This is a genomic window from Micromonospora sp. NPDC047812 (genome assembly GCF_040704175.1).
Classification (GTDB): Bacteria; Actinomycetota; Actinomycetes; order Mycobacteriales; family Micromonosporaceae; genus Micromonospora.
Window position 1 is genome coordinate 125677 of sequence record NZ_JBEYRY010000010.1, and the last position, 12747, is coordinate 138423.

The window sequence follows — 12747 nt, forward strand, 5'->3', positions numbered from 1 at the left end:
GATCCGGTAGGCCACCTGCCGCATGCCGACGGTGCTCCGGGCGGTCGAGAGAGCGCGATCGACGGATCGGGTCCGTTCAGAACAGCGTCGACGGCCCGACCGGCTCCGGTTCCGGCAGCGGCTCGACCTCCGGCAGCCGCGCCCGCACCTCGTCGTGGAACCGGCGGGCGAGCTCGGGCGCGTCGGCGTTGTCCGGGGTGTGCACGAACACCGTCGGCGATCGTCCCTCGCGCAGCCAGTCGGTCACCACGTCGAGCCAAGGCCGCCAGCCCTCGATCGTGCGTGCGGGGTCGTCCCGGCCGAGGTACCGGACGATCGGCCGGTCGGTCAGCGCGCGGGTGCGCAGCGGCGTGCGCGGCTTCCTGGTCCACGCCTCGCGTTCCGCGTCGCTGGTCGGCGGGGCGCGGAAGAACGTGGTCGTGTCGAAGGGCACCCATTCCGCGCCGACGGTGGCGAGCGCCTCCTCCAGCGTCCGCGCCGCCCGGGGGTCGTCGAAGAACGCGGGGTGACGGACCTCCACGGCGTAGCGGTGGGCGGCGGGCAGCCCGCGCAGGAAGCGGGCCAGCGCGGACACGTCGGCGGGGCCGAACGAGCCCGGCAGCTGGATCCAGAGGGCGTGGGCCCGTGGACCGAGGGGTTCGACGGCGTCCAGGAAGGCCCGGAGTTCCTCGTCGGCGCCGGCGAGCCGCCGCTCGTGCGTGACGACCTTCGGCAGCTTGGGCACGAACCGGAAGTCGGGGTCGGTCTGCCCCGCCCAGGACGCGACCGTCTCCCGGGTGGGGGTGGCGTAGAAGGTGGTGTTCCCCTCGACCGCCGTGCACCAGCCGGCGTACGCGCGCAGCCGCTCGTGGGCCGGCAGCGGGTGCGCCAGGTAGCGCCCCTGCCAGGACCTGTGCGTCCACATGGCGCACCCCACGTGCAGGCGCATCGGATCCTCCCACCGCTCGACGGCGCGACCCGGGTCGACCCGCGCCGCGGGTACGGTATCCGGCCGCGCCGGCGGGGGCGAGCCCAAGGCGTGGGCGCCGGCCATACCCGCGGTACGGCCGGCGCCCAGGTGCCCCCGGTCCGGTCAGTCGCGGCCCCGGTCGTGCGGCACAGTGACCGTCACGGTGCAGCCGACCGGGCGCCCGATCTCGTCGTGGCCCGCGTACGTCAGGGTGTAGACCCTGTCCCCACCGGCTCCGTCGCGCTCCGCCCGCAGCCGGCCGCTGGTGTCCGGGGTGCCGACGGTGAAGTCGCTGACATCCGTGGCGTCGCCGCCGGTGACCGCCGTCAGGTTGAGCGCGTACGGGCCGAGGACCCCGTCGCGCAGGTCCGCCGTCACGGTGACGTCGACCATCTGGTGGTTCGGCGGCCACAGCACCGGCCGGTCCACCACGCAGTCCACCTCGCGGGTGGGCACCGGCTGGTCCAGGGTGGCGACGGCGTGGCCGATCGTCGCGGTCAGCCGCCCGCCGGCCTCGTAGTACATGTGCGCCGTGCGCCCGTCGAAGTAGAACGTCGGCGCGGCCGAGCGCCCCAGGTCCGGCGCGGCGGCCATCGAGTCGTGCACGACGCCGAGGTGGACCTCCCGGTCGAGGTCGTCGCCGACGTCCACGGCGTGCATGTTGCCGTCGGCCGCGTGGAAGATCACCAGGTTGCGGCCGTTCCAGCGCAGGAAGAACGGGCCCGAGGCGTTCGGGCCCTGGACGCCCTGCGGGGTGACGATCGGGTCGGGCTGGATCGTCCAGGTCCGCGCGTCCGGGGAGACCGCCCAGCGGATCCGCCGGGACACCGGCCCGGTCGGCCCGGGCGGCGCGGCGGTCGGATTGTCCATGAAGAGCATCAGGTACCGGCTGCCCAGCCGCGGCACGGCGTGCTCGAACACCCGGGCGTAGGAGGTCTCCCCGCCGGTGCTGTCGTCGCGGCTGACCGCCGTCCCGCCGTAGTCGAAGTGGATGCCGTCCTCGGAGGTGGCGTACCGGGTGATCGAGTTCTCGCCGTGGAAGTAGAGGAACAGCTTGCGCTCCCCCTCGACCCAGATCGCGTGCGGGGAGGAGATGTGGCTGACCGTGGAGTAGTGGGGCAGCCAGGTGTTGCCGATCAGCGGGTTGGCCCGGTACTCGGTCCACGGACCGTTGATCGAGTCCGCGTACGCCAGGGCGATCCCGCCGGGCCGCTCGTGGGGCGCGTAGTACAGGTAGTAGGTGCCCAGCGGGTTGGGGAAGTAGTCGGCGGCCCGGATCACGCTCGGGAAGATGAACTCGTTGGTCGGGTTGTAGGTCAGGGCGCTCTTGTCGAACGCGGTGCCCGCGTAGGTGAAGCGCGGGAAGTCGGGGGCCGGGTCGGCGGCGGCCGGAGCCGCACCGGCCAGCGCGGTCACCAGCATGCCCGCGCCGGCTGCCGCCACGGCGGCGCGACCGGACACTCGGACGGGTGCTTTCGTCATCGCTGTTCCTGCTCTGTCGGTGGGTGGTGGGGCTCCCCGGCAGCCCGTACGGGCCGCCGGGGCACGGGGCCGTCGACGGAAAGCTCAGGGGGCGGGGACGGGTCCCCACCGGTGACGACTGTGGACGTCGGCGGCACGCCGCCGCAGGGCGGCACAAGTCACGCTGCGTGAGACGGCCGGCCACCGCGAGGGTGAGCGGGCCGTCCGCCTCGATTGCTAATACGTATTACCATCTATGCTTCTCGAATGTTGCTCGACCCGGACGAGTTCTGTCAAGAGGTCGGCCGTAGGCCCCGGCGGGACCGCCCGTCGGCCCCGGCGGGAGCCGCCACCCCCCGCAGGGCGCGTCGATCGACCCGAGCTAATCCGCATTACTCCAGGGACTTCATCTTCACGAAATCTCTGCGCCCAACCCTTGACACAAACCCGGTCGGCCCGCCAGGCTCCTCCCCAACGCCGAGCGCTAATACGCATTAGCCGCACCGGAAGGACCTGTTGTGCCCTCTACACCCCGACGCGTCACTCAGCGTGACATCGCGCGGCTGGCCGGCGTCAGTCAGGCGACCGTGTCGCTGGTGCTCAACAACCGGGCCGACGCCGACGTCCGCATCGCGCCCGAGACCCGCGACCGCGTGCTGCGGACAATCGCCGAGACCGGATACGCCGCCGATCCCGTGGCCCGCCGGCTCGCCGCACGGTTCAACCGGATCATCGGCGTCTTCACCTACGAACCCGCCTTCCCCAGCGGCAGCCGCGACTTCTTCCACCCCTTCCTGCTGGGCATCGAGGAGTACGCGGAGCGGGCCGGCTGCGACCTGCTGCTGTTCACCAGCGCCCCGGTGGTCGACGGGCGGCGACGCATCTTCCACCAGGACAACCGGCTCCGCCTCGCCGACGGCTGCATCCTGCTCGGGCGCGAGATCGACGCCGCGGAGCTGCACCGGCTCAACCGCGACGGTTTCCCGTACGTCGCCGTCGGGCGCCGCGACGACGCGGGCGGCCCGGTGCCCTACGTCGGTGCCGACTACGCGGCGGCGGTGGGCGAGCTGGTGGCCCTGGCCCTGGCCCGCGGCCACCGGCGCCTGGCCTACCTGAACACGGACCTGAGCGCCGAGTCCTCGGCGGACCGGCGGCGCGGGTTCGTCGAGGCCGCGACGGCCGCGGAGAGCGCCCGCCACCTGACGACCGTCGCCCGGGACGCCGAGGCCATCCTCGACGACCTGCTGGCCGACCGGACCACGGTGGCCTTCGTCGAGGACTTCGCCACGGCCGTGGCGCTGGAGCAGGCCGCCCGGCGGCGAGGGCTGAGCGTTCCGGCCGACCTGTCGATCCTGACGCTCGGCGACCCGACGGTCCCGGTTCCCACCGACCTGGCCTTCACCGGATTCCGCATCCCCCGCGAGGAGATGGGCCGGCAGTCGGTCGAGGTGCTCGCCAGCGTCATCGACGGCAGCGCCGTCGGCGTCCAGCAGCGGCTCCTGCCCTGCGAACTCGTCGAGGGCGACACCCTCGGCACCCCTGATCGGCGGTCCACCGCAGCTGAGCGGTGACCGTGCAACCCGGAAGGAAGCAAGTGGTACAGATGCGTGCGGACGTCCTCGTCGTCGGGGGCGGGCTGGGCGGGGTGGCGGCGGCGCTCGCCGCGGCCCGGGCCGGCCGGTCGGTCATCCTGACCGAGGAGTTCGACTGGCTCGGCGGACAGCTCACCAGCCAGGCCGTCCCGCCGGACGAGCACTCCTGGATCGAACAGTTCGGAGCCACCGCGAGCTACCGGGCCCTGCGCACCGGGATCCGCGACTACTACCGCCGGCACTACCCGCTCACCGAGCGGTCGCGGGCCTGGACCGACCTCAACCCGGGAGCCGGCTGGGTGAGCCGGGTCTGCCACGAGCCCCGGGTGGCCGTCGCCGTCATCGAGCAGATGCTGGCGCCGTTCCTCGGCTCCGGCCGGCTGAGGGTCCTCCAGCCGTACCGGCCGGTCGCCGCGGAGACCGACGGGGACCGGGTGGTCGGCGTGACCGTCGCGCACCGCGACCGCGACGAGCGGATCGACCTCGTCGCGCCGTACATCCTCGACGCGACGGAGACCGGCGAGCTGCTGCCGCTGACCGGCACCGAGTACGTCACCGGCTTCGAGTCGCAGGCCGACACCGGAGAGCCCAGCGCGCCGGCCGAGGCGCAGCCGATGAACATGCAGGCCGTCTCCGTCTGCTTCGCCCTCGACCACGTCGACGGCGACCACACCATCGAGCGGCCGGCGAACTACGACTTCTGGCGCGACTACAAGCCCGACTTCTGGGGCGACCGGCTGCTGTCCTGGCGGTCGCCGCACCCGCGCACCCTGGAGATCGTCGAGCGCAGCTTCACCCCCAACCCGGACGACGACCCGCTGGCCGTCAACGCCGACCAGCGGCTCAACCCCGGCGACGGCAACCTCTGGACGTTCCGGCGCATCGCCGCCCGGCGCAACTTCACCGACGGCGCGTACGACAGCGACATCACGCTGGTGAACTGGCCGATGATCGACTACTTCGAGGGTCCGGTCATCGACGTGCCGAACGCGTCGTGGCACCTGAGCAAGGCCCGCGAGCTGTCGTACTCGGTGCTCTACTGGATGCAGACCGAGGCGCCCCGGCCGGACGGCGGGACCGGCTTCCCGGGCCTGCGCCTGCGCGGCGACGTGACCGGCAGCCGTGACGGCCTGGCGCAGGCGCCCTACATCCGGGAGTCGCGCCGCATCCGGGCCGAGTACACGGTGGTCGAGCAGGACCTGTCGCTGGCCGTGCGCGGCGAGCACGGCGCGGTCGCCTACCCGGACTCGATCGGCGTCGGGATGTACCGCATCGACCTGCACCCCTCCACCGGTGGCGACAACTACATCGACGTCGGGTCGTGCCCGTTCGAGATCCCGCTGGGCGCGCTGATCCCGCAGCGGGTCGAGAACCTGCTCCCGGCCGGCAAGAACATCGGCACCACCCACATCACCAACGGCAGCTACCGGCTTCACCCGGTCGAGTGGAACGTCGGCGAGGTCGCCGGCATGCTCGCCGACTTCTGTCTGGCGCGGGGCGAGTCCCCGCGCGCGGTCCGCGGCACCCCCCGCCTGCTGGCCGACTTCCAGGACCGCCTCTCGGCGGCCGGCGTGGAACTGCGCTGGCCTCAGATCGCGGGCTACTGAACACCCCCGTTTAGGAGAAGATCATGAGATTGGGAAAGGCTGTGCGCGGTGTCGCGGCGACACTGGCCGGCGTCCTCGCGCTGACCGCCTGCGGTGGCGGTGACGAGGCCGAGAACAAGGGTCCGGCCAGCCTGCGGATGACCGTCTGGTCCGCCAACGAGGCGCACCTCAAGCTGTTCAACGAGATCGCCGACGAGTACCGCAAGACCCACCCGGACGTCGCGGCGATCACGTTCGACCCGCTGCCGTTCGAGAACTACACCACGACGCTGACCACGCAGATCGCCGGCGGCAACGCGCCCGACCTGGCCTGGGTGTTCGAGAACTCGGCCCCCGACTTCGTCGCCTCCGGCGCGCTGCTGCCGCTGGACGACAAGCTCAAGAAGACCGAGGGCTACCAGTACGAGGACATCTCCCCCGCCACGCTGAAGCTCTGGCAGAACGGGGGCAAGCTGTACGCGTACCCGTTCTCCACCTCGCCGTTCGGGGTCTTCGTCAACACCGACCTGCTCAAGAAGGCCGGGCAGAAGACCCCGGCCGAGCTGATCGCGGCCGGGCAGTGGAACTGGGACACCGCGCTGACCGTCGCCGGCGCCACCGCCGGCGCGACCGGCAAGGCCGGCCTGGTGATCCGCGACTTCGACTACAAGGGCTGGGACAACCTGTCGACCGTGTGGACGGGTTGGGGCGCCCAGGCGTGGAGCGAGGACGGCAGGTCCTGCGGCTTCGCCGCCCCGGAGATGGTCGAGGCGATGACCACCCTGCACAAGGCGATCTTCACCGGCAAGGCGCTGCCCGGCCCGGGTACGACCGCCGACTTCTTCGCCGGTGACGCCGCCATGACCGTCACCCAGATCTCCCGTGCCTCGCTGCTGAAGCCGGACGGCTTCGGCTGGGACCTGGTGCCGCTTCCCGCCGGGCCGAAGGGCAGCTACGCCGTGGTCGGTCAGGCCGGCGTCGGCGTGATGAAGAAGAGCAAGAACGCGGACGCGGCGGCGGACTTCCTCGCCTTCCTGACGAACCCCACCAACTCGGCCAAGCTGGCCCAGTTCTTCCCGCCGCCGCGCCAGTCGCAGCTCACCGCGGAGACGCTGGCCAAGTCGAACCCGACGCTCAAGCCCGAGCAGTTGCAGAAGGTCGTCATCGACGGCATCACCAACGGCGTGGTCAAGCCCAGTCACGCCGGGCAGGCCGAGCTCAGCCAGCAGGTGCGCGCCGGGCTCGACCCGCTCTGGAAGGCCGACGCGGACGTCAAGGCCGTCCTCGACGGTGTCTGCGCCAAGATCCAGCCGCTGCTGGCGAAGTAGGGCAGCCTGACCATGTCCCAGACGGACACGACGGTGGGCGGGGTCGAGGCCCCGCCCACCCGGGACCGGTCGCGGCCGTACTGGACCAGCCGCCGCCGCGACCAGCTCACCGGTTACCTGTTCATCGCTCCCCAACTGCTCGGCAGCGCCGTCTTCGTGATCCTGCCGCTGATCCTGGTGGTCTGGTACAGCCTGCACGAGTGGAACGTGCTGGCCGGCACGTTCGAGTTCGTCGGCACCGAGAACTACGCGAACCTCGCCGACGACACCAACCTCGGCTCGGTGCTGCGGGCCACCGGCCTCTTCTCGGTCGGGCTGGTGGTGTTCAACCTCGGCCTGGCCCTGCTGCTCGCCGTACTGCTCAACCAGAAGCTGCGCGGGACGATCGTGTTCCGCACCCTGTTCTTCTCCCCCGTGGTCGTCTCGCTGGTCGCCTGGACCATCGTGTGGGGGTTCCTGCTGCAGGACAACGGCGGCGTGAACGGCCTGCTCGACACGGTCGGCGTGGACGGGCCGAACTGGCTGCGCGGTGAGGGCACCGCCATGTTCTCGGTCGTCGTGGTGCAGGTGTTCAAGAACGTCGGCCTCAACATGGTGCTCTTCCTGGCCGCGCTCCAGGGCGTGCCGGCCGAGCTGTACGAGGCCGCCGAGGTGGACGGGGCGAGCCGGCTGCGCCAGTTCTGGCGGATCACCGTACCGATGATCAGCCCGACCATCCTGCTCACGTCGATCATCACGGTGGTCGGTTCGTTGCAGGTCTTCGCGCAGATCGCGGTGCTCACCCAGGGCGGCCCCGGCACCTCCACCACGGTGCTCGTCTACTACCTGTACCAGCAGGCGTTCCAGTTCCACCACTTCGGTTACGGCGCCACCCTGTCGATCGTCCTGTTCGTCATCGTGCTCGCGCTCACCGTGCTGCAGTGGCAGATGCGTAAGAGGTGGGTCCACCATGAGTCGTGAGCTGTCGCGCCGGACCAAGCTGGTGCTCTACGGGGTGCTGATGGTCCTGGCGGTCCCCTTCGTCTTCCCGACCTGGTGGATGGTCACCTCGTCGCTGAAGCCGGTGGCGGACATCTTCGCCTTCCCGCCGAAACTGCTGCCGGTCGACGCGGAGCTGGACGCGTACCGGCGGGTGTTCGAGTTGCAGCCGTTCGGCCAGCAGTACCTGAACAGCCTCTACATCGCGCTGGTGGTCACCGTCGGCACCCTGGCGGTGGCGGCGCTGGCCGGGTACGCCTTCGCCCGGATCCGCTTCCGTGGCCAGAACGTGCTCTTCCTGGTGATCCTCGCCGGCCTGCTCATCCCGAGCGAGGTGACGATCGTGCCGCTGTTCCAGATGTTCTTCAAGCTGGGCCTGGTCGACACCCACTGGCCGCTGATCCTGGTGCCGATCCTCGGCGCGCCGAGCGTGCTGGCGACCTTCATCATGCGGCAGTTCTTCATCAGCCTCCCCGGCGAACTGGAGGAGGCGGCCCGGGTGGACGGGCTGGGTCGGTTCGCCACCTTCTGGAAGATCGCCCTGCCGCTGTCCCGGCCCGCGCTGGGCGCGGTCGCCATCTTCACCTTCCTGCACAGCTGGAACCTCTACCTGGAACCGATCGTGTTCCTCTCCTCGCCGGAGAAGTTCACCCTGCCGCAGGCGCTCACCCAGTTCGTCGACGCCTACGGCGGCCCGATGTGGAACGTCCAGCTCGCGGCGGCGTCGATGACCGCGCTGCCGGTCCTGGTGGTCTTCGTCATCGCGCAGAAGCAGTTCGTCGAGGGTCTGGCGCACACCGGGCTCAAGGGATGACGGTGCCAGCTCCCCTGGTGGGCCTCGACATCGGCGGCACCAAGACGGCGGCGGCGCTGGTCGGACCCGACGGGGAGGTGCTCGGGCGTCGCCTGGCACCCACCCCTGCCGGGTCGGGCCCGGCCGCCGTGCTGGACACCGCCGCGCGGCTCGCCCGGGAACTGCTCGATCGGGGCGGCGCCGGCCCGGTCGGTGTGGGCACCGCCGGCACGGTCGATCCGGCCACCGGCACCATCCGGTACGCCACCGACAGCCTGCCCGGCTGGTCCGGCACGCCGGTCGCCGACGAGTTGGCCGAGCGGCTGGCCCGACCGGTCCGGGTCACCAACGACGTGAACGCCGCCGCGCTCGGCGAGAGCTGGGTCGGCGCGGGCCGGGACCGGCGGGACCTGCTGCTGGTCGCCGTCGGCACGGGCCTGGGCGGCGCGATGCTCCAGCACGGCCGGATCGTCACGGGCGCCCGGGGCGGGGCTGGCGAGGTCGGGCACCTCCCGGCTCCCGGCGCCGAGCGGTTGCGCTGCGGATGCGGCCGGTACGGGCACCTGGAGGGTGTCGCCTCGGGCACGGGGCTGTCCGCCGCGTACGCCCTCGGAACCGGCCTGCGGATCACCGGACGGGCCGTGGCCGAGCGGGCGGCGGCCGGCGAACCGACCGCCCGGGAGGTAGTGGACCGCGCCGCCACGGCCCTCGGCCGGGCGCTCGCGGGGCTGGTCGCCCTGCTCGACCCGCAGGCGGTGGTGCTCGCGGGCGGGGCGGCCGACGCCCTGCTTCCCGGCGCCCGCGCCGCCTTCACCGCCGAACTGCCCGTGGCCTGGGCGGACGTGCCCCTGATCCCGGCGGCGCTCGGCGCCGACGCGGTCGTCGTGGGCGCCGCCCGGCTGGCGGGCCACCACCCCCCGGGCCACGGCCGGCTGGATGGCGACAGCCCCGCCGTGGTCACCGACGAGAGGACGAGTGCGTGAACGTGTTCGACGAGCTGGCCGGCGGCCTCGTGGTCTCCTGCCAGCCGGTGCTCGACGATCCCGACGACCCGATGCGCGACCCGTACGTCCAGGCCCGGGTGGCCGCGGCGGTGGTACGGGGCGGCGCGGTGGCCGTCCGGGCCAACGGCACCGCCGACGTCCGGGCGATCCGCGCCGCCGTCGACGTGCCGATCATCGGGTTGGTCAAGCAGGGCGTCGACGGGGTGTTCATCACCCCCACCGCGGCGCACGCGCTCGACGTCGCCGCGGCCGGCGCGCACATCGTCGCCGTCGACGCCACCGACCGTCCCCGCCCGGACGGGCGCAGCTTCGCCGACACCGTCCGGGCGGTCCGGGAGCGGACCGACGCGCTGATCCTCGCCGACGTCTCCACCGTCGAGGAGGGCGTGGCCGCCGTGCGGGACGGTGCGGACGCGGTCGCGACCACCCTCTCCGGCTACACCCCGGCCAGCCCGCCGACCGACGGGCCGGACCTGACGCTGCTGGCCCGACTCGCCGGCGTGCTGTCCGTGCCGGTGATCGCCGAGGGCCGCTACCGCAGCGCCGAGCAGATCGGGCAGGCGTTCGCGGCGGGTGCCCACTCGGTGGTGATGGGCAACGCGGTCACCTCGCCGCTGTGGATCACCCGTCGCCTGGTGCCGGCCACCCCGGCGGGGGCCCGGCTCGCCTGACGCCGCCGGAGCGGGCTCGGGTCCAGCGGTCGTCGCACCACCCGACCTGATCACGCGTCGTCGTGACCAGACCCCCGGTCAATGATGAGCAGATTCCCACCACGACGCATTGGCCGCGGCGTGGGCCACCGGTTCGATGATCTCCCATACCTCTGCGATGAGCCCGTCGGCGACACGCAGGACGTCGACGACCACGATCTCCGGTCCCGCGTCGGGTAGCGTGCGTCGCGAGTGCACCACGACGTGATCACCGTCGGACAGCAGGTGCAGGACTTCGACCTGCATGCCGGCGGTCGGGCCCAGCGCGGCGCGGACAGCGGCGAGCCACTGCGTCCTGGTCGAGGTTGTCGAATCCGGCCGGTGGTGGACGAACTCCTCGCTGAGGAACGAGGCGAGCGTGTCGACGTCGCCCGTCTCGATCAGCCCCGCCAGCGCTCGTTGGACGATGCTCCTGTTCTCCTTGGTCATGGGCCCGAGTGTTTCCCCGACCCGTTCGGTTGTCGATGAACTCGCACTTCATGGCGCCCGGCGCGACGATGAGTACGCTCATGATCGTGTCTACGGTCGGGGAACTCCTGCGGCAGTGGCGGCAACGCCGGGGGCTCAGCCAACTGCACCTGGCGATCGCCGCGGATGTCTCGGCTCGTCACGTCAGCCTGGTCGAGACTGGCAAGTCCAGGCCGAGCGCGGACATGATCCTCCGGCTTGCCGATCAGCTCCACGTGCCGCTGCGTGACCGCAATCGCCTGTTGCTCGCCGCCGGCTTCGCCCCCCGGTACGCGGAGCGTCCGCTCGACGGCACCGCTCTGTCGGCTGCCCTCGACGCGGTCCGCAGGGTGCTCCAGGCGCACGAGCCGTATCCGGCGCTGGTCTTCGACCGCCGGTGGAACATCGTGATGACCAACCGCGCGGTCGACCCGTTCTTCGCGCAGGTCGCTCCCGATCTGTTGCGGCCACCGGTGAACCTCGTCCGCCTGGGCCTGGATCCGCGCGGGCTCGCTTCCCTGGTCGTCAACCTGGCAGACGTGCGTGCGGTGTTCCGCAACCGGATCTCGCGCCAGCTCGCCACCGCTCCCGACGCGGAACTCACCGCGCTCTACGAAGAGCTGCTGAGCCCTCGGCCCGAAGAACCGACGGGCCAACGGGTCGACGGCGACGTGGTCATCCCGATGATCCTCCGGATCGGCGGGCGCGAGCTGCGGCTGTTTTCGACCATCACCACCTTCGGCACTCCGATGGACATCACGATCGACGAGATCGCGATCGAGTCCTACTACCCGGCGGACCCGGAGAGCGCCGCCTACTTCACGGGGTAGCGCACCGTCCTGCCGTCCGACGCGCGCTGGCAGCCCGGACGGCGCCCGCCTCTGGCGATCCGCACCGCGGTCAGGACACGGGTTCGGGGCAGCAGACCGTCAGCGCGCCGGGCACCACCCGCACCTTGAGCCTGGTGGTCTCCCCTCGCGCGCCGCCGTCCAGCTCGTACGTGCGCGGCGCGGCGAGCCGGACCTTGATCTTGCGGCCCCGGGTGATCCGCACGAACGGCGACTCCTCCGAGCGGCCGGCCGCCATCCGGCCGAGGGTGCGCGCCCAGTCCACCGCGCCGTCGGCCGTGGACACGCCGACCTCCAGGCAGCCGTCGTCGGGGCGGGCGTCGTCGAACGCCGGGATGCCGCCGGTGATCGTGCCGACGTTGCCGAACAGCACGCAGCTCGCGTCGCCGTCGAACCAGTCCGCGCCGTCGACCGTGATCCGCGTGCGGACCAGTTCGCCGCGCACGTGCCGCAGCCCCGTCCACATGTACGCCAGGCGACCGAGCTTGCCCTTGAGCGTGCCGTCCGCCTCGCGGATCAGGTCGCCGTCGAAGCCGGCACCGGCCATCACGGCGAAGTGCTCCCCGTTGATCCTGCCCAGGTCGAGGGCGCGGCGCCGGCCGTGCAGGCCGATGCGGACGGCCTCGGGAAGGTCCTCCGGGACGCCCAGGTTGGCGGCGAAGAGGTTGGCGGTGCCGGCGGGCAGGATCGCCATCGGAGTGCCGGAGCCGGCGAGGGTGTCGGCGCAGCGCTGCACCATGCCGTCGCCGCCCCACACGAAGACCAGCTCGGCGCCCTTCTTCAGCGCCTTGCGGACCTTCTTCGGCGCCTTGCGGCTCTTCGGCACCTCGTACCAGAGGAGGTCCTCGACGCCCGCGCCCACCAGCTCCGCGCGCAGTTCGTCGAGGCCGCCGCCGAGGGTCTTCTTCCGGTGGGCGACGACCGCGACCGTGCCCACCCGGGCGGCGGTCGCCGGCTCGTCGCTCACCGTGCTGCTCGTGCTCATGACCGCCGGGAATACCCGGCCCGCGAGGTTCCCACGCCCCGCGGGCCGGTCGGTGCGGTCCGCGGC

The 12747-nt window shown here is 72.1% G+C and carries 12 protein-coding genes; 8 read left to right on the forward strand and 4 right to left on the reverse strand.

The window, feature by feature from the left end; genetic code table 11:
- Positions 1–76: 76 nt before the first annotated feature.
- Together AB0883_RS26440 and AB0883_RS26445 are read right to left on the reverse strand one after the other, a co-directional pair.
- Entirely contained in the window at positions 77–904 is an 828-nt protein-coding gene (locus AB0883_RS26440; RefSeq protein WP_366644056.1) for a DUF72 domain-containing protein, read from the reverse strand.
- Between the two features lie 168 nt (positions 905–1072).
- Complete coding sequence (locus tag AB0883_RS26445; RefSeq protein ID WP_366644033.1) at positions 1073–2431, reverse strand: hypothetical protein; 1359 nt, start codon at positions 2429–2431, stop codon at positions 1073–1075.
- A 497-nt stretch (positions 2432–2928) separates the two neighbouring features.
- Between AB0883_RS26445 and AB0883_RS26450 the strand changes: the two genes are divergently transcribed.
- The 7 genes from AB0883_RS26450 to AB0883_RS26480 are packed head-to-tail and all read left to right on the forward strand — an operon-like array spanning position 2929 to position 10362.
- Entirely contained in the window at positions 2929–3981 is a 1053-nt protein-coding gene (locus AB0883_RS26450; RefSeq protein WP_366644034.1) for a LacI family DNA-binding transcriptional regulator, read from the forward strand.
- A 32-nt stretch (positions 3982–4013) separates the two neighbouring features.
- Positions 4014–5609 (forward strand): FAD-dependent oxidoreductase, encoded by a 1596-nt coding sequence (locus AB0883_RS26455; protein ID WP_366644035.1) that lies wholly within the window; start codon positions 4014–4016, stop codon positions 5607–5609.
- Positions 5610–5632: 23 nt separating this feature from the next.
- Positions 5633–6916: a sugar ABC transporter substrate-binding protein gene (locus AB0883_RS26460; RefSeq protein ID WP_366644036.1), complete on the forward strand. Its 1284-nt coding sequence runs from the start codon at positions 5633–5635 to the stop codon at positions 6914–6916.
- A 12-nt stretch (positions 6917–6928) separates the two neighbouring features.
- Positions 6929–7876 carry a sugar ABC transporter permease gene (locus AB0883_RS26465; protein ID WP_366644037.1) on the forward strand — a complete coding sequence of 316 codons (948 nt, stop codon included), beginning with the start codon at positions 6929–6931 and terminating at the stop codon, positions 7874–7876.
- Positions 7866–8708: a carbohydrate ABC transporter permease gene (locus tag AB0883_RS26470; RefSeq protein WP_132239790.1), complete on the forward strand. Its 843-nt coding sequence runs from the start codon at positions 7866–7868 to the stop codon at positions 8706–8708. Before AB0883_RS26465 ends, AB0883_RS26470 begins: the two co-directional genes overlap by 11 nt.
- A gap of 2 nt (positions 8709–8710) precedes the next feature.
- On the forward strand, positions 8711–9670 hold the full coding sequence (locus AB0883_RS26475) for an ROK family protein (protein WP_366644038.1): 960 nt from the start codon (positions 8711–8713) through the stop codon (positions 9668–9670).
- Complete coding sequence (locus AB0883_RS26480; RefSeq protein ID WP_366644039.1) at positions 9667–10362, forward strand: putative N-acetylmannosamine-6-phosphate 2-epimerase; 696 nt, start codon at positions 9667–9669, stop codon at positions 10360–10362. Before AB0883_RS26475 ends, AB0883_RS26480 begins: the two co-directional genes overlap by 4 nt.
- Before the next feature lie 78 nt (positions 10363–10440).
- Here AB0883_RS26480 and AB0883_RS26485 read toward each other — a convergent pair whose 3' ends face one another.
- Complete coding sequence (locus AB0883_RS26485; protein ID WP_366644040.1) at positions 10441–10830, reverse strand: nuclear transport factor 2 family protein; 390 nt, start codon at positions 10828–10830, stop codon at positions 10441–10443.
- Positions 10831–10865: 35 nt separating this feature from the next.
- Between AB0883_RS26485 and AB0883_RS26490 the strand changes: the two genes are divergently transcribed.
- On the forward strand, positions 10866–11678 hold the full coding sequence (locus AB0883_RS26490; RefSeq protein WP_366644041.1) for a helix-turn-helix transcriptional regulator: 813 nt from the start codon (positions 10866–10868) through the stop codon (positions 11676–11678).
- 70 nt (positions 11679–11748) lie between these two features.
- Here AB0883_RS26490 and AB0883_RS26495 read toward each other — a convergent pair whose 3' ends face one another.
- Positions 11749–12681 carry a diacylglycerol kinase family protein gene (locus tag AB0883_RS26495; RefSeq protein WP_366644042.1) on the reverse strand — a complete coding sequence of 311 codons (933 nt, stop codon included), beginning with the start codon at positions 12679–12681 and terminating at the stop codon, positions 11749–11751.
- Positions 12682–12747: the final 66 nt, after the last annotated feature.

Excerpts from the sequence above, each read along its gene's own strand:
- AB0883_RS26440 (WP_366644056.1), bottom strand. The coding sequence starts at position 904 with ATGTGGACGCACAGGTCCTGGCAGGGGCGCTACCTGGCGCACCCGCTG.
- AB0883_RS26445 (WP_366644033.1), bottom strand. The coding sequence starts at position 2,431 with ATGACGAAAGCACCCGTCCGAGTGTCCGGTCGCGCCGCCGTGGCGGCA.
- AB0883_RS26455 (WP_366644035.1), top strand. The coding sequence starts at position 4,014 with ATGCGTGCGGACGTCCTCGTCGTCGGGGGCGGGCTGGGCGGGGTGGCG.
- AB0883_RS26460 (WP_366644036.1), top strand. The coding sequence starts at position 5,633 with ATGAGATTGGGAAAGGCTGTGCGCGGTGTCGCGGCGACACTGGCCGGC.
- AB0883_RS26465 (WP_366644037.1), top strand. The coding sequence starts at position 6,929 with ATGTCCCAGACGGACACGACGGTGGGCGGGGTCGAGGCCCCGCCCACC.
- AB0883_RS26470 (WP_132239790.1), top strand. The coding sequence starts at position 7,866 with ATGAGTCGTGAGCTGTCGCGCCGGACCAAGCTGGTGCTCTACGGGGTG.
- AB0883_RS26485 (WP_366644040.1), bottom strand. The coding sequence starts at position 10,830 with ATGACCAAGGAGAACAGGAGCATCGTCCAACGAGCGCTGGCGGGGCTG.
- AB0883_RS26490 (WP_366644041.1), top strand. The coding sequence starts at position 10,866 with ATGAACTCGCACTTCATGGCGCCCGGCGCGACGATGAGTACGCTCATG.
- AB0883_RS26495 (WP_366644042.1), bottom strand. The coding sequence starts at position 12,681 with ATGAGCACGAGCAGCACGGTGAGCGACGAGCCGGCGACCGCCGCCCGG.